The 23,855-nt window shown below is 65.6% G+C and carries 18 protein-coding genes and 1 tRNA gene; 5 read left to right on the top strand and 14 right to left on the bottom strand.

All coding sequences use genetic code 11. The features are described 5' to 3' along the window. Window positions 1-16: 16 nt before the first annotated feature. The 9 genes from R2834_14425 to R2834_14385 form a co-directional block, all read right to left on the bottom strand. Window positions 17-769 carry a sulfite exporter TauE/SafE family protein gene (locus R2834_14425; GenBank protein MEZ4701529.1) on the bottom strand — a complete coding sequence of 251 codons (753 nt, stop codon included), beginning with the start codon at window positions 767-769 and terminating at the stop codon, window positions 17-19. Window positions 770-889: 120 nt separating this feature from the next. After that, window positions 890-1,795 (bottom strand): tyrosine-type recombinase/integrase, encoded by a 906-nt coding sequence (locus R2834_14420; protein MEZ4701528.1) that lies wholly within the window; start codon window positions 1,793-1,795, stop codon window positions 890-892. A gap of 205 nt (window positions 1,796-2,000) precedes the next feature. Next, window positions 2,001-3,680: a 2-oxoglutarate dehydrogenase, E2 component, dihydrolipoamide succinyltransferase gene (gene sucB / locus R2834_14415; GenBank protein MEZ4701527.1), complete on the bottom strand. Its 1,680-nt coding sequence runs from the start codon at window positions 3,678-3,680 to the stop codon at window positions 2,001-2,003. A 340-nt stretch (window positions 3,681-4,020) separates the two neighbouring features. Further along, the gene (locus R2834_14410; protein ID MEZ4701526.1) at window positions 4,021-6,105 is read right to left on the bottom strand and encodes a sodium-translocating pyrophosphatase; all 2,085 of its coding nucleotides are present in this window, start codon (window positions 6,103-6,105) and stop codon (window positions 4,021-4,023) included. A gap of 135 nt (window positions 6,106-6,240) precedes the next feature. After that, window positions 6,241-6,834, bottom strand: a complete 594-nt coding sequence (pth, locus tag R2834_14405) for an aminoacyl-tRNA hydrolase (GenBank protein MEZ4701525.1) — start codon at window positions 6,832-6,834, stop codon at window positions 6,241-6,243. Window positions 6,835-6,902: 68 nt separating this feature from the next. Then, window positions 6,903-7,502 (bottom strand): 50S ribosomal protein L25, encoded by a 600-nt coding sequence (locus R2834_14400; protein ID MEZ4701524.1) that lies wholly within the window; start codon window positions 7,500-7,502, stop codon window positions 6,903-6,905. A 68-nt stretch (window positions 7,503-7,570) separates the two neighbouring features. Then, window positions 7,571-8,518, bottom strand: a complete 948-nt coding sequence (locus R2834_14395) for a ribose-phosphate pyrophosphokinase (protein ID MEZ4701523.1) — start codon at window positions 8,516-8,518, stop codon at window positions 7,571-7,573. Window positions 8,519-8,684: 166 nt separating this feature from the next. Further along, a tRNA-Gln gene (locus tag R2834_14390) sits at window positions 8,685-8,755 on the bottom strand. Between the two features lie 429 nt (window positions 8,756-9,184). Further along, window positions 9,185-10,342: a P1 family peptidase gene (locus R2834_14385; GenBank protein MEZ4701522.1), complete on the bottom strand. Its 1,158-nt coding sequence runs from the start codon at window positions 10,340-10,342 to the stop codon at window positions 9,185-9,187. A gap of 108 nt (window positions 10,343-10,450) precedes the next feature. On the opposite strand from R2834_14385, the gene R2834_14380 reads away from it, so the two are divergent. The 3 genes from R2834_14380 (at window position 10,451) to R2834_14370 (ending at window position 13,560) form a co-directional block, all read left to right on the top strand. Then, a complete protein-coding gene (locus R2834_14380) occupies window positions 10,451-11,854 on the top strand; it encodes a Gfo/Idh/MocA family oxidoreductase (protein ID MEZ4701521.1) in 1,404 nt (467 codons plus the stop codon). Between the two features lie 284 nt (window positions 11,855-12,138). Further along, window positions 12,139-12,945 (top strand): amino acid racemase, encoded by an 807-nt coding sequence (locus R2834_14375; GenBank protein MEZ4701520.1) that lies wholly within the window; start codon window positions 12,139-12,141, stop codon window positions 12,943-12,945. Window positions 12,946-13,122: 177 nt separating this feature from the next. Next, window positions 13,123-13,560: a hypothetical protein gene (locus R2834_14370; GenBank protein ID MEZ4701519.1), complete on the top strand. Its 438-nt coding sequence runs from the start codon at window positions 13,123-13,125 to the stop codon at window positions 13,558-13,560. Between the two features lie 132 nt (window positions 13,561-13,692). Here R2834_14370 and R2834_14365 read toward each other — a convergent pair whose 3' ends face one another. The 5 genes from R2834_14365 to R2834_14345 all read right to left on the bottom strand — a co-directional run bounded on the left by R2834_14365 (window position 13,693) and on the right by R2834_14345 (window position 20,849). Continuing rightward, entirely contained in the window at window positions 13,693-14,586 is an 894-nt protein-coding gene (locus R2834_14365; protein MEZ4701518.1) for a FeoB small GTPase domain-containing protein, read from the bottom strand. Window positions 14,587-14,732: 146 nt separating this feature from the next. Then, the gene (locus R2834_14360) at window positions 14,733-15,635 is read right to left on the bottom strand and encodes a GTP-binding protein (GenBank protein MEZ4701517.1); all 903 of its coding nucleotides are present in this window, start codon (window positions 15,633-15,635) and stop codon (window positions 14,733-14,735) included. Between the two features lie 34 nt (window positions 15,636-15,669). Beyond that, window positions 15,670-17,061, bottom strand: coding sequence for an ATP-binding protein (locus R2834_14355; GenBank protein MEZ4701516.1), 1,392 nt, complete (start codon window positions 17,059-17,061; stop codon window positions 15,670-15,672). Continuing rightward, window positions 17,058-19,079 carry a cation:proton antiporter gene (locus R2834_14350; GenBank protein MEZ4701515.1) on the bottom strand — a complete coding sequence of 674 codons (2,022 nt, stop codon included), beginning with the start codon at window positions 19,077-19,079 and terminating at the stop codon, window positions 17,058-17,060. Before R2834_14350 ends, R2834_14355 begins: the two co-directional genes overlap by 4 nt. Window positions 19,080-19,193: 114 nt before the next feature. Then, window positions 19,194-20,849, bottom strand: coding sequence for an FAD-dependent oxidoreductase (locus R2834_14345; GenBank protein MEZ4701514.1), 1,656 nt, complete (start codon window positions 20,847-20,849; stop codon window positions 19,194-19,196). 250 nt (window positions 20,850-21,099) lie between these two features. On the opposite strand from R2834_14345, the gene R2834_14340 reads away from it, so the two are divergent. Continuing rightward, on the top strand, window positions 21,100-21,669 hold the full coding sequence (locus R2834_14340) for a carboxypeptidase regulatory-like domain-containing protein (protein MEZ4701513.1): 570 nt from the start codon (window positions 21,100-21,102) through the stop codon (window positions 21,667-21,669). Between the two features lie 6 nt (window positions 21,670-21,675). Next, the gene (locus tag R2834_14335; GenBank protein MEZ4701512.1) at window positions 21,676-23,598 is read left to right on the top strand and encodes a TonB-dependent receptor; all 1,923 of its coding nucleotides are present in this window, start codon (window positions 21,676-21,678) and stop codon (window positions 23,596-23,598) included. Window positions 23,599-23,855 lie beyond the last annotated feature (257 nt).

The raw sequence follows: 23,855 nt of genomic DNA, 5'->3' as shown, positions 1-23,855 counted from the left end.
TTCTGCGTTCCCGATTTCAGAGCCCGGAAAGGCCGTCGTAGAGCAACTTGACGCCGGTCATGAACAGGAAGGCGTACACGAGCGGATAAAACCACCGCTCGTCGACCACGGCATGCAGCCGAAGCCCCAGCCAGACGCCGAGCGGCGCCAGCGGCGACAGGATCAGGGAGGTGGACATGTTACTCGCGCTCAGCTGGCCGAGCATGGCGTAGGGCACCAGTTTCACGAAGTTGATGATCGTGAACATGACCACGAGCGTGCCGACGAAGAGCGATTTGGGGAGGCGCTGCGGCAGAAGGTAGACGTTCGCCGGCGGGCCGCCGGCATGCACCCCGAAGCTCACGAAGCCCGCGATCAACCCCCAGAAGGTGCCCCGCGCGACGCTCGGGCCGCGCGCCGGCGCGTCGGCATCCCGCTTCCGGAGAAAGTTGATCGAGAACACGATGGCGATGAGGCCGATCAGGATGCGGATGTGCGCGTCCGACAGGTAACGGAACGTGAAGGCCCCGATCAACACGCCGAGCAGCCCCGCCGGCAGCATGATCTTGATGTTCGCGGGATCCCAGCTCTTGCGGTAATGCCAGATGTTCACGGCATCCATCACGCAAAGAATGGGGAGCAGGATGGCCGCCGCCCGCCCGGGCTCGACGCGGAGCGCCATCAACGGAACCGCCAGGATGCCGAGCCCTCCGCCGAACCCGCTTTTGGCGATGCCCGATATCAGGATGGCAACGATGGCGATCAGGTAAAAAATGGGGTCGTCAATCACAAAAGCTACGTATCCGACCGGCCCACGAGTTCATCCCGCAGGGATCGATGAAGGGGTTGCGGCACCCATCCGGGACCTCGAAACGATCCGTTACCGTCCGCCGGCGCCGCCTCATGCGGCCTACAGGTTGAGCTTTTTCAGCTCCTCGGGATCCAGATTGAGCAGCCCCTGCTTCTTGAAATAGATCATCGTCGTCTCCAGCGTACCGTGCCGCATACGCTGGCGGACCTCCTCGAGCGTCATGCCGTTGTTGAGCCAGAGCAGCGCGGCCGTGTGCGTGAGGCTGTGCGGCGTAACGCCCCGACGCTTGATGCCGGCGTCCTTCAGATGCAGGTTGATCCGGCTGCGGACCGAGCGCGTGTTGAGGCGCTGGCCTTCCGAGCGGTGACCGTGCGACACGAACAGCGGATTGTCCGGATGGACGCGCTGACGGGTGGCCATGTAGTCCTGCAACCGCTCCATCACATGCGGATCGATGGGCACCTGCTGGTCCTTGACCGTGCGCCCCTTGCCCTGAACCCGCAGGAACCAGCCGAGCAGCGTCTGCTCCAGATCCTGCACGTTCGCCCGGATGAGTTCGATCTCGCTGAGGCCGGCGAACAGCATCATGTTGATCAGCGCCACATCCCGTTTGCCGATCTGCGACACGTTCTCCATCTTCTCGATCAGCTGATCGATCTCGCCCTGGGTGAGCACGGCGCGCGAATGGGTGTTGGGACGCCGGTTCCCCTTGACCGAGCGGGCCGGGTTTTCCCCCAGCAAGCCGATATCCACCAGGTACTGGCAGAGCCGGCGGAGCGCCGTGAGATAGGTCGATACCGATACCTGGTGCAGCCCGCGCTCCCCCATCAGATACGCCTTGTAGGCCTCGACATCGTCGACGCCGAAACGGAAGTCGACCGACTCCCGCGCGAACCAGCGCTCGAACTCGTTGAGGGAGCGACGGTACGTGCCCGTCGTTTCCGGGCTCTTCTCCTTCAGGTACTCCTTGACAAAATCCTCGATGCGCCGATTGAGTTCGGACACGGATAGCTTAAGGGACGTCTCTGCCGGTGTGGTTTTGGCCATGTAGTCTTGCCGCGGGCTGCTGGCGCGGCGTTCGTCATTGGAACGAGGCGGAGGTCCCGGGGACCTGCCGACGTGAAGGCGCAAAAAAAAACGCCGGCCCAAAGGAACGGCGTTTATTTTACTTTTTCAATAACGGAATTCAGAAATCCGAACAAAAAGTGCGTTAAACCGTGGCGCGGGGGTCGTGGCCCTCCATAATCCCGACATAGTGGCGCAGGAACGAGGCCGCCATCGCGCCGTCGATGATCCGGTGATCGTACGAGAGCGAGATGTACATCATGTGACGGATCGCAATAACGTCGCCGAGCTTCGGGTCCTCCAGCACCACCGGGCGCTTCTTGATCGCGCCGGTCGCCAGGATGGCCACCTGGGGCTGGTTGATGATCGGCGTGCCCATCAGGCTGCCGACGGAACCGATGTTCGTCACGGTAAACGTCCCGCCCTGCAGGTCGTTGGGCTGGAGCCGCTTGGAGCGCGCGCGCGTCGCGAGGTCGTTGGCCGCATGGGCCAGGCCGGCGAGGTTTTTCTGGCCGGCGTCGCGAATTACCGGGACGACCAGCCGCGACGCGTCGATCGCCACCGCGATGCCGATGTGAAAATCCTTCTTCATGATGATCCGCTTGTCGTCGACCGACGCATTGAGGATCGGATGTTCACGCAGCGCCTCGACGGCCGCCTGCACCATGAACGGCGTAAAGGTCAGCTTGATGCCCTCGCGCGCCTGGAACGCCTGTTTGTTGGCCTCGCGCAGCTGCACCAGGTTGGTCACATCCACCTCCGCAAACGACGTGACGTGCGGGGAGGTGGCTTTGGAGCGGACCATGTGCTCGGCGATGATCTGCCGCATGCGGTCCATTTCGACGATCTCCACCCGCTCGCCGGCCACCACGTCCGTCCGCGACGGAGCAACCACCGGCGCCGGCGCGGGGCGCGCGGGTGCGGCGGCGGGCGCTTGCTGCCGGTTCTCGAGGTGTGCGAGAATGTCTTTTTTGGTGATCCGTCCGTCGCGTCCGCTGCCGGCGATCCGGGCGAGTTCGGCCGATGTCAGGCCTTCTTTCTCCGCGATGGAGCGCACCAGCGGGGACAGGAAGCGGCCGTCGGCTGCTTCTTCGGCCTCGACCGGGGCAGCCACCGCGCGGGGCGTCGGTGCGGGAGCGGCCGGCGGCGCGCCGTCGCCCGAGGCCTCGGCGCGGGGCGCGGGAGCCGGCGCCGGGGCTTCCACCGCGGCGCCAGCGCCGGTGGCGATGATGGCGAGCTGGGTGCCTACCGCGACCGTCTCGCCCTCGGCCACCAGGATGCGTTCGAGCGTACCCGCGGCGACGGCCGGCACCTCGGTATCCACCTTGTCCGTGCCGATCTCCAGCAGCGGCTCATCGAGCTCCACGGCGTCGCCGGGCTGTTTGTGCCACGCGATGATCGTCCCTTCCGTGATGCTCTCACCCATCTTGGGCATGACCACGACAACCTTGCCTCCGCCGGCGGCCGGCGCGGGCTGCGGGGCAGGTTCGGCCTTCGGAGCCGCGGGCTCGGCCTTCGGGGCCACGGGCTCGGCCTTCGGAGCCGCGGGCGCCGGAGCCGGGGCAGCCTCGACGGCGGCCTCCGCTTCCGTTTCGATAACGGCGATGACGGTGCCCACCTCCACGGTGGCTCCTTCTTCGACCAGGATCTGGTGCAGCACCCCGGCGGCAGAGGCCGGCACCTCGGTGTCGACCTTGTCCGTGCCGATTTCGAGCAGCGGCTCGTCCAGCTCGATGCGCTCGCCGGGCTTCTTGTGCCAGACGATTACCGTGCCTTCGGTGATGCTTTCGCCCATCTTGGGCATTTTCACGTCAACCTTCGCCATAATAGATACGCTCCTTCGGGCTGTTTCCCGCATTTGACCGATCGCTACGAAGCACCGATCGTCTTCTATCACTGACGCCGAACCAGGGAACGGCGCTCATCGCATTCGCATGCCGCGCGGCACGTCGTTCGCCCGCCGGCAGGTAGTACCCACACCCAAAGCCGGCGAGTGTTTCATGGAGACCGCTGAAACGACCCATCGCGCGAAAAGTTGGGCGGTCATGGCTCCACGAACCCTACCCAGGAGGCGGGGTGGCAAACACCAGACCATACCAAAAAAAGAGGTCCGACCCATGAATGAACATGCATCGGACCTCATAGCCTGTCCAGACCCGGAAGGGTCAGAGCAGTGGCGCGATCACCAGCGAGACGACCGCGATCAGCTTGATCAGGATGTTGAGGCTCGGGCCGCTCGTGTCCTTGAGCGGATCGCCCACGGTATCGCCCGTGACGGCCGCCTTGTGCGCGTCGCTGCCCTTACCGTACGTGACGCCGTCGAACGTGACCTTGCTCTCGATCAGCTTCTTCGCGTTGTCCCAGGCGCCGCCGGCGTTGGACTGGAAGATGGCGAGCAGCACGCCGGACGCGGTCACGCCGGCGAGCAGACCGCCGAGCATGTTCTTGTCGACGAACCCGACGACGACCGGCACGATGACCGCGAGGAGACCCGGAGCGATCATTTCGCGGATGGCGGCCTTGGTCGAGATATCCACGCAGCGCGCGTAGTCGGCCTTGGCCTTGCCCTCGCGAAGGCCGGGGATTTCGCGGAATTGCCGGCCGACTTCGTTGATCATGTCGCCGGCCGCGCGGCCGACGGCGCCCATCGCCATGGCGCTGAAGACATAGGGCAGCATGGCCCCGATGAGCATACCGGCCAGAATGACGGGCTGGGAGACGTCGATCGTCCGAACGTCCGCCTGTTGCATGAACGCGGCGAACAAGGCGAGCGCGGTGAGCGCCGCCGAACCGATGGCAAAGCCCTTGCCGATGGCGGCCGTCGTGTTGCCAACGGCGTCGAGCTTGTCGGTGCGTTCGCGGACTTCATGCGGCAGTTCGGCCATCTCGGCGATGCCGCCGGCGTTGTCCGAAATCGGGCCGTACGCGTCCACCGCGAGCTGAATGCCGGTCACGGAAAGCATCCCCAGCGCTGCGATGGCGATCCCGTAGAGCCCGGCGAAGTGATTCGCGCCGATGATGCCGAATGCCAGCAGGAGCGCCGGAATCCCCGTGGAGAACATCCCCACCCCGAGGCCGGCGATGATGTTGGTCGCGGCGCCGGTGAGGCTCTGCCGCGCGATGCCGTGAACGGGCCGCGTATCGGTCGCGGTGTAATATTCGGTGACGAGTCCGATCAGGACGCCGGCGGCGAGGCCGATCAGCACCGCCACGAATACGCCCGTGGAGCTGAAGGTGACGCCGTCCATGACCCAGGACTCGGGAAGAAACAGGCGGATGATGAAGTAGGAGGCGACAGCCATGACGCCGGCCGCGCCGAATTCGCCCGTATTGAGGCCCCGCTGCGGGTTGCCGCCTTCCTTCACCTTGACGAAGAAAGAGCCAAGAATCGATACGATAATGCCCACCGCGGCGAGCGCGAGCGGCAGCATCACGGCGCCGAGGGCCGAAGCCCCTTCCGCCTGGAGGCCCGACACAAACGTCGCGCCGGCGCCGAGCACCATGGTGCCGATGATCGAACCGACATAGCTCTCGAAGAGGTCGGCGCCCATGCCGGCCACGTCGCCCACGTTGTCGCCCACGTTGTCGGCGATGGTGGCCGGGTTGCGCGGGTCATCCTCCGGAATGCCTTCGTAGACCTTGCCGGCGAGGTCGGCGCCGACATCGGCCGCCTTCGTGTAGATCCCGCCGCCGACGCGCGCGAAGAGCGCAATCGAGGACGCGCCCAGCGAAAAGCCGGTCACCACGTTGATGATCTTGATGGTGTCCCAGTCCGTCAGGTTGTCGTAGGCGAGAAACAGCGTGCCGAGCCCGAAGAGCCCGAGCCCGACGACGGACAGGCCCATTACCAGACCGCCGGAGAACGCGACGTTCAGCGCCTGCGCCAGCCCCGTCCGCGCCGCATTGGTGGTGCGGACGTTGGCTTTGGTGGCGACGTTCATGCCGATAAAGCCGGCGCCTGCCGAACAGAGCGCGCCGATCACGAACGATACCGCCACGAACCACGAGGAGTTGGGGTTCGCCATGTTCGCGACCGCCAGCAGCACGGCCACCACGAGCACGAATACGGCCAGCACCCGGTACTCGCGGCGAAGAAACGCGCGCGCCCCTTCGGCGATGGAGGCCGCGATTTCCTGCATGTGTTCGGTGCCCGGATCCTGCCTGTTTACCCACTGGGTCTTCAGAAAGGCGTAGAACAACGCCAGGATACCGGCTACCGGTATGAGATAGGGTGTAATCGATGTATCCATAAAAAAAACCAGAATCAACCTTAACTATGCGTCAGCGAGCCGCCATACGAGACCATATGGTCGGACATTCCCGATAGGGCTTTCAGGCACAAAAAAGCGCTTTTACAACGCTTATGGCATATTGTTTTCGCAACTTCACCCGCGTTCCGCGCTGGATCGACTATTAAATCTGTTCATCACGGTCACAATGCCGTCGGTGACAAAAACCCGCGCCGCATCGTGTGCGATGCGTACGGCTTCTTCGATCGCGGGCCGTTCGCTTCCGGCGAAGGGCGATAACACATAATCGGCCTGCCTGCCCGGGGGAAAATCATTGCCAATACCAATGCGGATCCTAGGGAAATCGGTGGTCTGGAGGCTATCTATAATATCCTGCACTCCATTGTGTCCTCCCGACGACCCTTTCTGGCGGATTCTTACCGCGCCCATATCGAGATGGATGTCGTCCACAATGACCAGCATATCGGCCGGCGCGAGCTGGTGGCGCTTGAGGAGCCCCTTCACCGCGCCGCCGCTCCGGTTCATGTACGTGAGTGGTTTGGCGAAGCCTACAGAAAAGCCGCGGAGGCTGGTCCATCCCATCAGGACAGGACCAGCCTCCATCGAGAGCGTTGTCTTGGTCGAGGCTGCGAGGGCATCGACGACCATGAAACCCACGTTGTGCCGGGTATCGGCGTATTCGGCACCCGGGTTACCGAGGCCGATGATGAGGCGTTTCGAGCGAGCCATGCCGTTCCCCGATCGAGCCGGCGCGCCGAGGACGGCGTGCGATGGCTCGACGATGAGGGATCAATCGATCACTCAGCGTCGGCTTCCGCCGCAGGAGCGGCTTCGCCTTCGCCGGCATCGGTCGCCACGCGCGGCGCCAGGATCGCGATGATGGTCTGGCTCGGCACCCCGACGAACTCGATGTTTTCCACGTTCAGATCGCGGATATGGATCGACTGCCCCATCGTCAGCCCGGCGACATCGATGTCGATGTGGCCCGGGATGTCCTTGGGCAGGCAGCTGATTTCGAGCTCGTTGAGCACGTGCTGCGTGACGCCGCCGTCCATCTGGCCCTTCGGCGTGCCGATGAACCGGATCGGCACCTGGACGGTGATCTTTTCGCCGCGCTGGAGCACCTGGAAATCCGCGTGGATCGGCTCGTCAGACACCGGGTGATAGATGATCTCCTTCAGGATGCACTCCCAGCTCTTGCCGCCCAGGTCGATCTTGACGAGGTGCGTTTCTTCGGAGCGGACGAGCTGGAACAGGCCGAACGCCGGCATGCTGAACGTCTGAGGTTCGACGTTGTGGCCGTACAGCACGCAGGGTACGTTGCCTTCGCGCCGGATCTGCCGTACGGCCTTTTTACCAACCCCGCGCGGCGAGGCTTCGATCGTTCTAAATTCCATGGCTTGGATACCGCACAAGCGCCGGCGCAGCCGCCGGTACCGCTCGCGTCGCGGCCTCGGTTACGTGTTTAGGGCAAAAAAAGCGTAGATACCGACTCGTCCGTGTAAATGCGACGGATCGCATCGGCGAAAATGCCGGCCACGCTGACCACCTCGATACGCGGGGATGGCCGCGGCAACGGAATCGAATCCGTCACCACCAGCCGCGTCAGCGCGGACGACTCGATCCGATCGTAGGCCGGCCCGGACAGCAACGGATGCGTACAGGCGGCCATGATCTCCAGCGCACCCGCATTGCGGAGCGCCTGGGCGGCGCTGGTCAACGTGCCGGCCGTGTCGACGATGTCGTCCATGATCAGCACGTTTTTCCCCTCGACCTCGCCGATGATGTTCATCGCCTCGGCTTCGTTCTGGCGGGGCCGCCGCTTGTCGATCACCGCAAGATCCGCCCCGAGCCGCTTGGCATAGGCGCGGGCCATCTTGAGGGCACCGATATCGGGCGCGACCACGACCAGATTGGTCAGGTTGAGGGCCTGAAAATAGTCCGTAAAAACAGCAGACCCATATAAATGATCCACCGGCAAGTCGAAAAATCCCTGAATTTGCGGTGCATGCAAATCCATGGTCAGAATGCGGTCGACGCCGGCGACGGTCAGCATGTTGGCCATCATCTTGGCCGCGATCGAGACGCGAGGCTGATCCTTGCGCTCCTGCCGCGCATAGCCGAAGTACGGGATAACCGCCGTGATCCGCGCCGCCGAGGCCCGCTTGGCGGCATCGATCAGCAGGAGCAGCTCGATCCAGTTGTCGCCGGGCGGACATGTGCTCTGGATGATGAACAGATCCGTGCCGCGAATCGACTCGTCGTAGCGGCAATAGATCTCTCCGTCGGAAAACTTCTTGATAATCAGATTACCCAGGTTCTGACCGTACGCTTCCGCGATACGCTCGGCCAGCATAGGATTGGACCGCCCCGCAAACAGCGTGATCGGATGGCCCCTGAACGACGTTAGCATGTGCCCTGATTGACGCTTAATAAAGAAACCGCAGGCCCTGATGCCGGGTGCTCGGCAAGGCCTGCGTACGATGGGCGTGTGCGTGATGGCGCACGCGTGTCTCCTCGGGGCGAGCAGACATCGGAGTGATAACCGCGAAGTCGGTGCTGCTATCGTCGGCGCGGTGTTGCCCGGGGAGGATTCGAACCTCCACATACGGCTCCAAAGGCCGCTGTCCTGCCATTAGACGACCGGGCAAGGGATCCATCAGCATGCCGCAAGACCCGAATGCCACCGATGCGTTCGGCCGGTGCGTTCGGCAGGCGCGCCAAGCTACTGAACCTGGAAGTGCAAATCAACGCGGCGCCCCTCGAACGGGTTTCGCCGCAGGGCCGAGCCGGCGAGTTTAGCGCAAAGTTCAAGCTCGGTCATCGGTCATCGGTCATCGGTCATCGGTCATCGGTCATCGGTCATCGGTCATCGGTCATCGGTCGAACGCGCTCCCCCAGACAGGTTCCCAATGACCAGTGACCGCGCGCGAAGCGCGCATATGCCCCATCCGAAGGATGCACTGACCGCCCGCGAAGCGCGCTCATGCCCCATCCGCAGGATGCACTGACCGCGCGCGAAGCGCGCTCATGCCCCATCCGAAGGATGCATTGCCCGCCCGCGAAGCGCGCTCACGCTTCACCGCAGCATCTCCAGCACCCGATCCAGCGGCAGCGCCTCGACCGTCCCGCGGTGGCCGGTCACGGTCTCGGCCTTGAACAGCGAATTGTAGATGGCCTCCTCCGTCGCCTCGACCACCGCTTCGAAGAGCGGCGATATCTGGTCGTTGCCCAGCTCTTCATACAGCGCCGGCGCGGACCGCCGGGCCGGCGTGCGGCGGACCGATTCCGCCGTCGAGAACGCGATCACGTAATCGCCGGACCCATTCGTCATCGGCGACCCGGTTCGGGCCACGCCGAACAGCGCCCGCCGCGCCAGCCGCGTCAGGTTGCGATCCGACAGCGGCGCATCGGTGGCTACCACGATCATGATCGACCCGTCGGCGTCGCCCCGATCGAGCGCCTCCTTGAGGAAATATTGCCCCAGACGCTCACCCACGGGCACCCCCATGATCTGGAGGATCCCACCGTAATTCGACTGGACGAGCACGCCGACCGTGTAGCCGCCGAGCCCGTCCGGCAGCCGGCGCGAACTCGTGCCGATACCTCCCTTCCACCCGAAAGCTACGGTCCCGGCGCCGGCGCCCACGTTGCCCTCCGGCACGGCCCCCGTCGCCGCGCCGTCGATCGCCTCGCGGATGGCCCCGGCCCGCAGGGCGCGCCGGCGGATGTCGTTCAGAAAGCCGTCGTTCGTCTCGCCGACGACGGCATTGACCGACCGCACCTCCTCGTTCCCCGGCTGCTCGAGCGTCCAGTCCAGCACGGCCTCCGCCCCCTGCGGCACGGACAGGGTGTTGGTCAGCACGATGGGCGTCTCGATCTCGCCGAGTTCCTGGATCTGGCTGATGCCCATCAGTTTCCCGTAGCCATTTCCGATCACGACCCCGGCCGGCACCTTGTCCTGATACAGATTGCCCGCGTGCGGCAGGACGGCGGTCGCCCCGGTCTGCACCCCCTCGCCCGTCAGCGTCAGATGCCCCACCCGCACGCCGGCCACATCGGTGATGGCGTTCAACGGCCCGGGCTGCAGAATGCCGGGCGCGACGCCGGCCTCGCGCGCCCGCGGTCTCGGGGATGAGCCGGGATGCTCGCCCCGGTCCTGGCCGGCGGCATGTCCGGTGACGCCGAGTGCGAAGAGCGCCGCCAGTTGGGCGGCCAGAAACAGGTTGATGGGCATCGTATTCGATAGCGGTTGGGTGGCACCAACAAAAATACGTATTTTCGAGCGTCGGTGGCACGTCGTACCGACCTCGACATCCTTTACGTTCTCATCCAGCCAGCCACTATGCCTACTCACCCACGCGACTCACGCCGGGCATTTCTCAAGAAAGTCGCCGCCACCTCGGCGCTTTCCGGCAGCCTGGCGCCCATGCTCCAGGGCGCCGTAGCGGAAACGCTCCGCATGCCCGATCACTCCCGCATTTCGCCAAACGATACCGTCCGCATCGCCACCATCGGGATGGGCATCATCGGCTTTATCGACACCGACACCGCGCTCCAGGTGCCCGGCGTCGAACTCGTGGCCGCGGCGGACCTCTACGAGGGCCGGCGCATCCACGTGAAGGAAGTCTACGGCAACCACATCGACACGTACGTCGACTACCGCGAGATCCTGGCCCGCACCGACGTCGACGCGGTGCTGATCTGCACGCCCGACCACTGGCACGTCCCGATCGCCAAGGATGCGCTGCGCGCCGGCAAGGCCGTCTACTGCGAAAAACCGATGGTCCACCAAGTGGAAGAGGGACTCGGCCTCATCCAGGTGCAGAAAGAAACCGGCAAGGTCTTCCAGGTCGGCAGCCAGTATGCCAGCTCCATCCTCTACGCCAAGGCGCACGAACTCTACAAGGAGGGCGCGATCGGCACGCTCAACATGATCGAGGCCATCACGAATCGCAACTCGGCGACCGGCGCGTGGCAGTATTCGATCCCGACCGACGCCAGCGAGGAGACGGTCGATTGGGACCGGTTCCTCGGTAGCGCGCCGAAGCGGCCGTTCGACGCCAAGCGCTTCTTCCGCTGGCGCAACTACTGGGACTACGGCACGGCGACCGCCGGCGACCTGTACGTCCACCTCTTCACGGGCATCCACCGCACCCTCGACGCCATCGGGCCGACGGACATCGTCGCCCAGGGCGGCCTGCGGTTCTGGAAGGACGGGCGCGACGTGCCGGACGTGCTCCTCAGCCTGTTCGCCTACCCCGAAACCGAGATGCATCCCGCCTTCAACATGTCCCTGCAGACGAACTTCGTCGACGGCCAGGGCGGCGGTTTCCATTTCAAGTTCATCGGCGACGAGGGCGTTATCACCGTCGGCGGTTCGAGCGTCACGGTGGAGCGCAACGCGCGAGCGAAGGAGTCGATCAGCAACCTCATGACCGGCTACAACTCGGCGCGGACCTTCTCAAACGCCCAGCAAAAACTGCTGGAAGCCGAGCTGCGCAAAAACTACGTCGAGCCCGTCGGTCCGCCCCTGAACTCCGAGATGACGTTCAACGCGCCGCGCGGCTACGACGACCGGTTCGATCATTTCACGTACTTCTTCGATTCGATCCGCAACGGCCGGCCCGTGTTCGAAGACGCCACCTTCGGCTTCCGCGCCGCCGCGCCAACCCTGCTGGCCAACATGAGCTACGTCAATCACAAACCGTACGTGTGGGACCCCAAAGCCATGAAGATCACGGGCTGACCCGCCGAACACGCGGAGGTCTCTCGCACAGGCGAGGGACCTCCCGGACCACCGTGAGACGCCTGTTGGGGCCATGGGCGTGATGCGGGAGGTCTCCCCGCGTTCGCGCGGACAGGCATTTCGACTCCCCCGTCGCAAGCGCCGTGGGCTCGTGCAGACCATCTTTCTGGTTACTCCTCCACAGGGTATGGAGGCTTCGAGTTCAATGGGCGATGTCGCCCTGCCTTGAGCCTTGAACACGCAGTCTTGAACCTCAACCATTCAGCCGAAACAGCATACCCGGAATGAACGGATCGGAACGCGCCGCAACGCCCCCGATGATCGGCGTCATCGGGGGGATGGGCCCGTATGCGGGGCTCGACCTGGTGCGGAAGGTGTTCGACGAAACCCGAACGGCGGTGGATCAGGATCATCTCCCCCTGGCCCTGCTCTCGATCCCCGGTGACATCGTCGATCGCACCGAATACGTCATCGGGGCCATCGCGGAGAACCCGGCGTACGCGATCGCGCGCATCGCGGGGATGCTGGAGCGCGCCGGCGTCACCGTGGCGGCCATCCCGTGCAATTCGGCACATTCTCCGCCCATATTCGATGTCGTGCTCGACGTCTTGCGGCAGGCCGGCAGCCGGCTCCGGCTCGTGCACCTGATCGAGGAGACCGCGCGGCATCTCGCCTCCAGGCCGATCCCTCCGAAACGCGTCGGCGTCCTCTCCACCACCTCGGTTTTTCGGCTGGGCCTGTATCGGGACGCGCTGGATCGCGCCGGCATCGAGGCCGTATTGCCTTCCGCAGCCATCCAGGAAAACGTGGTGCATGCCGCGATCTATGCCCCCGAGTACGGGATCAAGGCCTGCAGCAATCCGGTGAGTACCCGTGCCCGCGCCGACCTGGAGGGCGTCATCGCCGCGCTGGCGGAACGCGGCGCGGAGGCGGTCGTCCTCGGCTGCACCGAGCTGCCGCTGGCACTCCCCGGCACGCACGCCGCCGGCTTGCCGCTCATCGACCCTACCCGGATCCTCGCGCGGGCGCTGATCCGCGAGACCTATCCCGAACGGCTGCGCGAGGCCGGAGATGGCGTCGCTGTTGACTAGCGCGCCCGAAAGGATTACCATGCAATCTCCGCCCTGCCGGCAGGCGCCATGCACCGTACGCCTGGAAACACGCCGCTCCCCGGAAGCGCTTCCAGGCATTCAGTTCAGGGTACTCATACGGGAAAGCCATCCGCGCTGCGCATGCACCTCGACAGGTTCACCTCGAAGAGGATCCATATGAAACGCATTGCCCTAGCCCTTCTGCTCGGCTGCATCGCCGGCGTCGCCGGCGCCCAATCGTCTGAGCCCGTCCGCCATCCGCTCGAAGGCACCTGGGAGATGGTCTCCCAGACCATCATCCACCCGGATCGCGTCGAATACCCCCTCAAGATGGGCGAGTCGCTCCCCGGAAACCGCCGGCAGATCAAGATCCTGACGGCGTCGCATTTTGCCTTCGGCCGGCAGAGCGAGGATGGCGAAGAAATCACCGCCGGCGGCGGCCGCTACGAAATCGACGGCACCCGGTACACCGAGATCATCGAGTACCACACGAGCGCGCCGCTCGTCGGCACGCGGATTCCGTTTACCTGGCGGGTGGAAGACGACCTGTGGCACCATTCAGGCCAGATCGGCACCTTCCGCCTCGAAGAGGTGTATCGGCGCGTACGCGAATAACCCGGTTTTCAGTGTCCGGGCATCCTGGTTCGGATGCCCGGACCGCCAGAACGGACGGGCCGATTACACGCGATCACGCCCAGGACGAATTTCCGGCTATTGGGTGGTTTTTGTCGGGCTTCAAGGACGGGGCTAGCGTTGCAGAAAATACAGCGCGACGAAGGCCATCAGCACGGCGGCCAGGCCGATCGAGGCCCATCCCATCCACGCCGGCGCGCGGCGGAAGCGCAGCATCAGCCGATCCGACAGCCGGTCCGGCACCACCTTCGTCACCACCTGGCCGGCGACCTGCGCGGCCCAGTTGTGCCGCTGCAGCACTTCGGTCAGCGTCCAGTTCTCCTTGCGGGCCTCCAGCCGGCTCCGCACCTCCTCGAGGGTGCGCACGAGCGCGCCATGCGCCGGGTGGGCCAGATAGTCCTCGACGGCGCGGGGCGAAGAGATCAGCCGCAGCCCCTCGATGAGCCGTGCGCCGGTGTGCAGGTGGAGATGTTTATGGACCCAGGACTGGTCGAGGTGATTGTAGGCATCCGCCAGCCCCATCGAGGGGCGCCAGTGGAGCTGCCGGCCCGCCGGGTCGGCGCCGAGCGCCTGCTCGACGGCGCGTTTCAGATCGTCCACCCCCTCACCCTGCTCGGGGTGGACCGGGATCACGTCCACGCCCAGCAGGCCGCCCAGCTGGGTATGCTCGATGGCGGAGCCCAGGCGCGCGGCGCGGTCCCGCATGGTGAGCGCCACCACCACGGGCAGCCGCAGGTCGATGACCTGGGAGACGAGGTAGAGCTGCTGCTGGAACTGGAGCGCATCGACAACGACCACGATGGCGTCCGGCGTGGCGACGCCCCGCCCCAGGAGCGTGTCGTACACGACCCGTTCGTCTTCGGTGTTGGGTGTGAGCATCGAGGCCGCCGGCAACTCGCTGAAATGCAAAGCCGCCCGCCCCGAACGGGCGACGAGGGCGCGGCAGAGCGTCGTCTTGCCGCTGCCGGCATGACCGACGATGACGACCGAAGGAATGTCCGCTTGCATGGATCTGTCCATTTCTGAGCTGTTGAGGTCGGCGCGGATGGGGAGCACGGCCCGGAAAGCGGCGGACGCACGACGGTCAGCCGGGCTCCCACGTGGCCCCGAGGCGCAAACGTTGCGCGTCCGCTGGAGATCCGCGGCGGGTGCGATCAGCCGAAATGCGCGGCGAACCAGGCGTCCATCGTCGCCGGCTCCACGGCGCCGGCCAGTCCGATCGCGACGAGTTGTGTCATCGGCGCGTCGCCGCCCCAGGGCGCGCCCGGCTGCACCTCCGTCCGCGTGCCGACGCGGTGGACGACGATGGCCCTCTCTGGCATATCGTCCAGAAAAACGAGTCCTTTGACGCGCAGCACGCCGGCCGGCAAGGCCTGCAGCGCCAGCGTCAGCGCGCGGAGCGACGATACCGGCCGCGCGCTCGACCCGCTCCACGCCGCGAACCCCGGCAGGTCGTGCGCCGGATGCGCCTCCCCCGGCCCGAAGCCGGCGCCGAGGAGCAGCGGCCACGGCGCGACGCCGGCGGCACTTTCGACAACCGCCGCCGCCGGCGCGGCCGCTTCCGCCATCCGGCGGGCGGCCGACCGTTCTGTCGGCGTCGCCAGGTCTACTTTGGTCACCACCACGATGCCGGCGGACGCCAGCTGGCGGTCGATCAGCGCCGCCACCTCGGCGGGACGCTCTTCGAAAACCGACGACGCGTCGAGCAGCGTGACGACGGCATCCAGCCGGATGGCCCCATGCCGGCTGGCGGACGCAAACGTGAATGCGATGGCCGCCGGGTCCGCCACGCCGCTGGCCTCGACGACGATGCGGTCGGGCGGCTCCGGCCGGTCGAGTAGGTTCCACACCGCCCCGAGGAGGTCTTCCTGGATGGAACAGCAGATGCAGCCGTTCGACAGCTCGACCAGATCCTCCCGCTCCGCCTCCACCAGCCGCGCGTCGATGTTGATCGACCCGAAATCGTTCACGAGCACGGCGATGCGCAAGCCGTCCGCCTCGGCCAGCAGCCGGTTGAGCAGGGTCGTCTTGCCGGCGCCGAGAAAGCCAGACAGCACCGTGATGGGTATGACGCGGTCTGCATCCACCCCCTCAGCCCGCCCCGAGCGGCAATTCCACGACAAAGGCCGTGCGACCCGGCTTCGATTCCACGCGGATCGCGCCGTCGTGCTGGACGGTGACGATGCGGTGCACGATATCGAGGCCGAGGCCGGTCCCCTCGCCGACGCCTTTCGTCGTGAAGAAGGGCTCGAAGATGCGGGATTGGAGCTCTTCCGGGATGCCCTTGCCGTCGTCGATCACCAGGACCTGGGCGAACGGCCCCTGCCGGCGCGTCACGATCCGCAACGTGCCGCCGGGCGCCATCGCATCGATCGCGTTGTCGATCAGATTGGTCCAGACCTGGTTCAGCTCGCCGGCGTAGGCCGAGACCGGCCCGAGGCCGGCGTCGTAGTCGCGCTCGACCTGTATCTGCTTCTCCCGAAGCTCGTGCCCCAGCATGGTGAGCGTGCTTTCGATCCCCTGCCGGAGATCGACCGGCTCGCGCTCCGGCGCCCGGTCCATGTGCGTGTAGACCTTGACCGATCCCACGATCTCCGACACGCGCCGCGAGGCCTGCCGGATGTCGTCGAGCAGGCGATCCGCCGCGACGGTGCCTTCGAGCCACAGCACCAGATCGGGGACGGCCTCGTCCGGCACCTCGCGGGTGACCGCATCGAGGTCCGCCGGCGCGATGCCGGCTTCCACGAAGGTGGCGGCGAGTAGCCAGCTCTCCGGGACACGGCGGTCGTCCAGCCAGTCGGCGATGGCATCTTCCCGCGCGCCGCGGTCGAGCGCGGAGAGCGGCGGCGCGGCCTCCACGGTGCACCGCTGGCGGAGCCCGTCGGCGGCGTGGATGAGCGATTCGGACAGCCCGTGGCGCGCGAGGCGGGCGACGAGCGGGGGCAGTTGCTGAAGGCGTTCCTGGAGGGTGGCGGCGGCCCGGTTGACGGCCGCGGCGGGGTTGTTGATTTCGTGGGCGAGGCCGGCGGCCAGCTTGCCCAGGGCCAGCATTTTTTCCTGCTGCTGGTCGTTCCAGGAGCTGCTGCGGACGCGGTCGGACATGAGGGCGATGAGGTGCTGCCCGAGGTCCGGGATCCGGTAGAGCATCTCCCGGAAGTCGCTCCGGGGAAGCTGCCCGACGCGCGTCCGTTCGATGGGGTTGGCCCGGCCGGCGAAATGCGTCATGCGCGAGTAGGGCAGCACGCCGGTGATCCGGCCGGCGCGAAAGGTGTCGAACACCCGCCACGCGCCCCCCTGGAACGTGAGGATCTGCAACGCGCCCTCCAGGATGACAAACATAAACTCGGCGGCCGCGCCGGACTCGAACGGCGCTTCGCCGACATCCAGCCAGCGCTCGGACATATGCTCCGCGAGCCACTGGCGATCCGCCTCCGTCAGGCCGGCGAAGATGGGGACGATGAGCAGGTCGGACGGTGTGATCATGGCGCTACCATCACCTCGTCGACGTAGCACCACGCCCAGCTTTCGCCGGGTTCAAAGGAGCGCGCGATGGGGTGATCCGTTTCGTGGAAGTGGCGGGTGGCGTGTTTGTTTTTGGAATCGTTGCAGCAGCCCACATGGCCGCAGGTCATGCAGATGCGGAGATGGACCCAGGTGTCCCCATCGCGCAGGCACGCCTCGCAGCCGGCGGAGCCCGGGACGACGGGCCGCACGCGATCCAGATGCCGGCAGGCCGTGTCGCCGGCCGGCTCGATGGTGATCGCATCCGAGTCCGCCATCGGCGCGTCGAGCAGGGCGTAGTCGCCGCCGCGCACCTCGTTGACGATCTGTTCGATCTCCCCCGCCGGCACGCGGGCGTCCTGCAGGATCTGGGCGAAGAGCTGGACGATGCTCTCGACCTCCTCGGCGATGACGCACGAGGCGCCGGCGGCGTGCAGATGGTCGATCTCCACCCGGTAGCGCGTCCGCACGACGATGTGGAGCGCCGGGTTCAGCGTCTTCGCCACCTGGATGACCCGGTGCGCCATGGCGGTGTGGTCGTCGGCGATGACAAGGGTGCGGGCGCGGGCGATGCCGGCGTGTTCGAGGAGGTGCTGGCGGGCGTAGTCGCCCCGGAGCACGAGGGCGCCGGCCGCTTCGGCCTCGTTGGCCCCTTCGGGCGAGAGGGTGGTCACGATAAACGGCAGGTCGACCCGCAGGAGCACCCGCACGAGCCGGCGCGCGGCCGGGCCGTAGCCGGCGATGATGACATGGTCCGACAGGCTCTCCGTCAGGTGCGGGTCGAGCGCCGGGGCCTCGTCGACCGCGGCGGGGCCGGCGTGCTGTTTTTTCGCCATGCGGTTGCCCAGGGCCCCCAGCACGGGCGTGAGGATCATCACGAGCACCGTCGACGCGATAAACGTCTGCTCGCCGAGGCCTTCCATCCCGGCCGGGAACAGCCCGATCTCGCCGCCGGCGCGGGCCAGCACGAAGGAAAACTCCCCGATCTGCGCGAGGATGAGCCCGGTCGCCAGCGCGACGGGCAGCGGATAACCCAGCACGCGGACGCTGAAGGCCGTCGTGGCCACCTTCAGCAGCACGACCGCCACGACGGCCCCAAGGACGAGCGGGATATGCTGGATGAAAAACCCGAGATCGAGCAGCATGCCGACGGACACAAAAAACGTGGCGCTGAAGAGGATCTGGAGGGGCATGATTTCGCCCATGGCGTGCTCGCTGAACCGGCTTTCGCTCACGATGAGGCCGGCGAGGAACGCCCCGAGCGAGAGGCTCACGCCGGCCAGGCTCGTCAGGTACGCCGTCCCGAAACAGATGCCGATGACGCTGAGGAGGAAGAGTTCGGGCGAACAGGTGCGGGCGACCGCCTCGAGGAATTTCGGCATCAGCCGGCGCGCCAGCACGAGCACCAGCACGATGATGAGCGCCGCCTTGCCGAGCGCCCACCCGATGTCGAGCGCGGAGCCGCCGGCGCCGGCCAGCATCGGCACGAGCAGCACCATGACGATGATGGCGAGGTCCTGGAAGATGAGCAGTCCGAGGCCGGCCTGCGCATACGGCTGGTCCATCTCGCCGCGGTCCCCCAGCATCTTGAGCACGATGGCCGTCGACGACAGCGCCACGAGGAAGCCGGTGAAGAGCCCCACCTGCCAGGGTACGCCGAAAGCGGCCAGGATCCCCATCGTCGCCAGCGACGCGAGCCCGACCTGCAGACCGCCGCCGCCGAAGATCAGCCGCTGGATCCGCGCCAGCTTTTCGAGGCTGAATTCGATCCCGATGGTAAAAAGCAGCAGCACGACGCCGACTTCCGCCGCCTCGTTGACCAGTTCGAGATCGCGCACCAGCCCGACCCCCATCGGCCCGATCACGACGCCGGCCACCAGAAACCCGACGATGGGCATCACGCCGAACCGATGGCAGAGGTAGGCGATCAGCGCGCTGGCCACCACCAGCGCGGCGATTTCAGCAAAAAAAGCCGGCGTGGCGGCGAGGAGGTAGGGCATGGGAAATCTGAAATCTGAAATCGTAGATCGGAAATCGTAGATCTCTTCAGGTGAAAAAAACGGTCAGGCTCGCGATACGCCCTTTCAGACCCTTTCCATTGTGCATGGTGCACTTCACAGCGTTGCCAGATGGCGGTGCACAAAATGGACGGATACCGAGCCTTCGCCCACGGCGGAGGCGACGCGCTTGACCGATGCGTGGCGGACGTCGCCCGAGGCGAACACGCCCGGGATATTGGTTTCCAGCAGGAACGGATCCCGTTCGAGCGGCCAGCCGGCGAGATGGGTTTTCGGGTCCAGATCGGGGCCGGTGAGGATGAAGCCCTGGGCGTCGCGCGCGACCTGATCGCCGAGCCACCCGGTATGCGGGGCCGCGCCGATGAAGACGAAGAGGAAATGGCCCGGGATGGTTTCGGTCGCTCCGGTGGCGATCTCCGCCACCTCGACGGCTTCCAGGCGCTGCTCCCCCTCGCACGCTCGCACCTCGACGCCGAGCCGCACCTCGATGTTGGGCGTCTGGACGATGCGGTCGACGAGGTACTGCGACATCTTCGCTTCCAGCGAACCGCCGCGGACGAGCATCACGATGCGGCGGGCGTAGGCGGCGAAGAACAGCGCGGCCTGGCCGGCGGAGTTGCCGGCGCCGATGATAAAAACCGTCTCGCCGGCGCAGTTCATCGCCTCCGTCATCGCGGCGCCGTAAAACACCCCCAGCCCTTCGAGACGGTCGGCGCCGACGGCGGGCAGCTTGCGCCAGGAGACCCCCATCGCGAGCATCACCGCATGGCAGGCGATTTCGCCGCCGTCGGCCAGTTCGAGCCGGCGGTAGGGGCCGTCGATGCGCAGGGCGCGCACGGACTGGGGCGCCAGGATCTCGACGCCGAACTTGCGGGCCTGTGCCACGGCGCGCCGCGCCAGGTCGGCCCCGGAGAGGCCGGACGGGAAGCCGAGGTAGTTCTCGATCCGGCTGCTCGTGCCGGCCTGCCCGCCGGGCGCTTCGCGCTCGATCAGGACCGTCCGCAGGCCCTCCGATCCCCCATACACCGCCGTCGCCAGCCCCGAAGGCCCGCCGCCGACGATCGCCAGATCGTAAAACGGCTGCTCGGCGCGGGTGCGCAGCCCGACCCGCTCGGCCACGGCGGCCGGCTCCGGGTTTTCGAGGATGTCGCCCTCCGGAAGGACGATCAGCGGCAGCGACGGCGAGCCCGCGAAGCGCGCGATCACGGCGCGTGCCTCTTCGGACGCCTCGACGTCGTGAAACCGATAAGGCAGCTGGTTGCGGGCCAGGAAATCCTTCATGGCATGGACCCGCGCCGACCACCGGTCACCGACGACGCGGATGCCTCCGTAGCCCGGGCGATAGTCGGCCTGCCAGTCGTCGAGCAGTTCATCGAGCACCGGATAGAGCTTTTCCTCGGGCGGATCCCAGGGTTTCAGGAGGTAATAGTCGACCTGCGAGCGGTTGATGGCGCCGATGGCCGCATCCGTATCCGCATAGGCCGTCAGGAGGACGCGCTTGCTGTCCGGAAACAGCAGCTTCGCGGCCTGGAGAAACGCCACGCCGTCGAGTTCGGGCATGCGCTGATCCGAAATCAACAGGGCGATGGGTTCGTCGCGCGCCTTGACGGCGTCCAAGGTTTCGACGGCTGCGGCGCCGCTATCGGCGCGAAGAATGCGATAATCCTTGCCATAACGCGCGCGCAGATCGCGCGCGATCGATCCGAGGACCTGCGGATCGTCGTCGATGGCGAGAATGATGGGTTTAGTCATGGGATGGCTATCCGATCACAGATGCGGCGGGATACGAGGCGGGACACGGGGCCGGACAAGGGCCGGTGCCCGAGAGGGTGCTGGGACGAGCGAGCCCGGCAGATGTTGCGCACATTTATCCTCAGCTTAACAAGATTAACGACGAGCAAACAACCCTTACATGCGGCTGCTCGTAGGTAGAGTCGTATTCACTTCGCCAGAGCGGGCGCCAGCCCGGGCGAGATTCAAGACGACGCATCACGACAAGTCCATGTACGCCAATAGATACCGCCTCTCAACCCCGCTATTCCTCCTTTTCGCCGCCCTGCTGGCGGCAGGCATCGCCCTTCCGGCCCAGGCCCAGGGCCAGCGTCCCCCCGCTCCGCAAGGGGTTCTCAGCGGATCGGTGCAGGACAGCGACACCGGCGAGGCCATCTCCACGGCCACGATCGCGGTCTGGAGCTCCCGGGACAGCAGCCTGGTGACGGGCGCCGTGAGCAACGTCGACGGGACGTTCATGATCGAGCAGATCCGGCCAGGGAGCTACTATGTCAAGGTCAGCTTCATCGGCTACGAAAACGCCGTGGCGAACGACATCAACATCACGCCGGCGAGTCCGCGCGTGTCGCTCGGCGCCATCCGGCTCACGCCGGACACCCAGCAGCTCGAGGGCGTCGAAGTCGTCGCCGAGCGGGAAGCCGTGACGTTCGAGATCGACCGGACGGTCTACAACACCAAGGATCAGATCACGAGCACGGGCGGCTCCGCGTCCGACGTCCTCCAGAACATCCCCTCGGTGGAAGTCGATATCGACGGCAACATCAGCCTGCGCGGCAACTAGAACGTGGTGGTGTACATCAACGGCAAGCCCTCGCCGGTCCGGGGCGACTTCCTCGCCTCCTACCTGCAGCAGATCCCCTCCGGCATGGTCGAGAAGGTCGAAGTCATCCCCAACCCCTCCGCGAAGTTCGACCCGGACGGGATGGCCGGCATCATCAACCTCGTGATGAAGCAGGACAGCGACCTCGGGACGAGCGGCGGCCTCACGCTGGGCATCGGGACGAGCGATTCGTACAACGCGTCGGGTAACCTGAACTTCCAGAAAGGCAAGCTGAGCCTCTTCACGAACTACGGCTTCCGGTATGACGACCGGTTGAACACCGGCTACAACTTCCGCGAGAACCGCTACCTCGACCCGCTCACGTACCTCGAGCAGAATGAAGACGGCAGCCGGAAGAACCTGTCGAACATGGTCAACGTGAATGCCGACTATGCCTTCAACAAGAAGGACGTGCTCTCCGCCTCCGCCCAGATGAGCCTGCGCAACGGCGACGGCGACGGCGTCAACACCTACGCGCAGCTGGGCACGAACAGCGAACTGACCGGGCTCTACGACCGCCTCTCCGGCAGCGCGAACGACGGCTTCAACATGGACTACAAGCTGTCCTTCAAGCGCACGATCGAAACCTCGAAGCACGAGTTCAGCGCCGACCTGCGCTACAACCGCTCGAACGGGTCCAACGACGACCTCTTCACCCAGCAGCTGCGCAACCTGGACGGCACCTCGGCCAACGCCACGCCGGACCTCCAGCGCAACAACCAGGACAACCTGGAGAACGAATACACGGCGCAGGTGGACTATGTGCGCCCGCTCGGCGCCGGCCGGCTCGAAACGGGCTACAAAGGGACCTTGCAGCAGCTCGACAACGGGTTCTACTCCGAACAGTTCGACTACGGGATGGGCGCCTACCTGCCCGACCTCAACTTGAACAACGAGTTCATCTACAACGAGCAGGTGCATGCCGCCTACGGCATCCTGAGCGGCTCCGTCGGCAAGCTCGACCTCCAGGGCGGCGTCCGCCTCGAACAGGCCCTCACCACGTTCGACCTGACCACGACCAGCGAGAGCTTCGACAACAACTACTTCAGCGTCTTCCCGAGCGCCTTCGCTTCCTACAAGTTCTCGGACACACGCGCCATCCGGCTCAGCTACAGCAAGCGCATCCAGCGCCCCCGCACCCGGATGCTGAATCCCTTCACGAACTACAACGACCCCCTCAATCTCTTTGTCGGGAATCCGTACCTGAAGCCGGAATACGTGCACGCCTACGAGCTGTCGCTCCAGCAGTTCTCGAACAAGGGCTCGCTCAGCCTGGCTCCGTACTACCGGAAGACCATCAACCAGATGGAGCGGTTCAAAACGATCGATCCGGCGACGGGCATCTCGACGACGACCTTCGAGAACTTCGACTCCAGCGAATCCTGGGGCAGCGAAATCATCGGCTCCCTGCGCCTCGGCCAGAAGCTGAACGGGTTCGCCAGCTTCAACCTCTACAAGGTGGTCACCAACGGCAGCAACGTCGACACCGACCTGAGCAACTCGGCGATTTCCTGGTCGTCGCGCTTCAACGCCACCTGGCAGGTGCGCCCGGGCCTCGACCTCCAGGCCTCCTACTTCTACCGCGCCCCGACCGACATGGCGCAGGGCCGCATCTCGGCCTTCTCGCGCGCGGACATCTCCATCCGGCAGAAGTTCATGAACGACAAGGCGAGCCTCACGCTCCGCGTCAGCGACCCGTTCGACCAGATGGGCTTCAAGTTCATCGTCGACGACAACACCTTCTACCAGCTCGGCGAACGCAAATGGCAGTCGCGCAACGCGTACCTGGCGTTCACCTACAACTTCGGCCGGCAGCCCCAGCGCCGCAACCGCGACCGCAACGATAACGCCGGCGGCGGCGACATGGGCGGCGACGTGGGGATCAATTGAGGGGTTGAGGATCGAGGTTCGACGGTCAAGGAGTGCCCTCACAAGCCTTGATCCTCGAACCTCGAACGTTAAACCTTCGGCGCTATCCCGGCGCCGAATATTGACCATCGGATAATGCACGAGGCGAAGCAAGCGATTATCTTGCTTCGCCTCTTTTTTTATGCGGGCATAAGCGACCGCGCGTCATCGATGCGCCGGCACGACGGGGAATACGCTTTCTGCGTGTGCATTTCCTCCCTCCCGTTTCCGGCGCGGCG

It is taken from the genome of Rhodothermales bacterium, from assembly GCA_041391505.1.
Classification (GTDB): domain Bacteria; phylum Bacteroidota; class Rhodothermia; order Rhodothermales; family JAHQVL01; genus JAWKNW01.
This window is presented reverse-complemented; position numbering and strand designations above follow the sequence as displayed.

Bases quoted from the DNA above. Each gene is read 5' to 3' on its own strand.
- sucB (MEZ4701527.1), bottom strand. From the start codon at position 3,680: ATGGCGAAGGTTGACGTGAAAATGCCCAAGATGGGCGAAAGCATCACC.
- R2834_14410 (MEZ4701526.1), bottom strand. From the start codon at position 6,105: ATGGATACATCGATTACACCCTATCTCATACCGGTAGCCGGTATCCTG.
- pth (MEZ4701525.1), bottom strand. From the start codon at position 6,834: ATGGCTCGCTCGAAACGCCTCATCATCGGCCTCGGTAACCCGGGTGCC.
- R2834_14400 (MEZ4701524.1), bottom strand. From the start codon at position 7,502: ATGGAATTTAGAACGATCGAAGCCTCGCCGCGCGGGGTTGGTAAAAAG.
- R2834_14395 (MEZ4701523.1), bottom strand. From the start codon at position 8,518: ATGCTAACGTCGTTCAGGGGCCATCCGATCACGCTGTTTGCGGGGCGG.
- R2834_14385 (MEZ4701522.1), bottom strand. From the start codon at position 10,342: ATGCCCATCAACCTGTTTCTGGCCGCCCAACTGGCGGCGCTCTTCGCA.
- R2834_14380 (MEZ4701521.1), top strand. From the start codon at position 10,451: ATGCCTACTCACCCACGCGACTCACGCCGGGCATTTCTCAAGAAAGTC.
- R2834_14375 (MEZ4701520.1), top strand. From the start codon at position 12,139: ATGAACGGATCGGAACGCGCCGCAACGCCCCCGATGATCGGCGTCATC.
- R2834_14370 (MEZ4701519.1), top strand. From the start codon at position 13,123: ATGAAACGCATTGCCCTAGCCCTTCTGCTCGGCTGCATCGCCGGCGTC.
- R2834_14365 (MEZ4701518.1), bottom strand. From the start codon at position 14,586: ATGCAAGCGGACATTCCTTCGGTCGTCATCGTCGGTCATGCCGGCAGC.
- R2834_14355 (MEZ4701516.1), bottom strand. From the start codon at position 17,061: ATGATCACACCGTCCGACCTGCTCATCGTCCCCATCTTCGCCGGCCTG.
- R2834_14350 (MEZ4701515.1), bottom strand. From the start codon at position 19,079: ATGCCCTACCTCCTCGCCGCCACGCCGGCTTTTTTTGCTGAAATCGCC.
- R2834_14345 (MEZ4701514.1), bottom strand. From the start codon at position 20,849: ATGACTAAACCCATCATTCTCGCCATCGACGACGATCCGCAGGTCCTC.
- R2834_14340 (MEZ4701513.1), top strand. From the start codon at position 21,100: ATGTACGCCAATAGATACCGCCTCTCAACCCCGCTATTCCTCCTTTTC.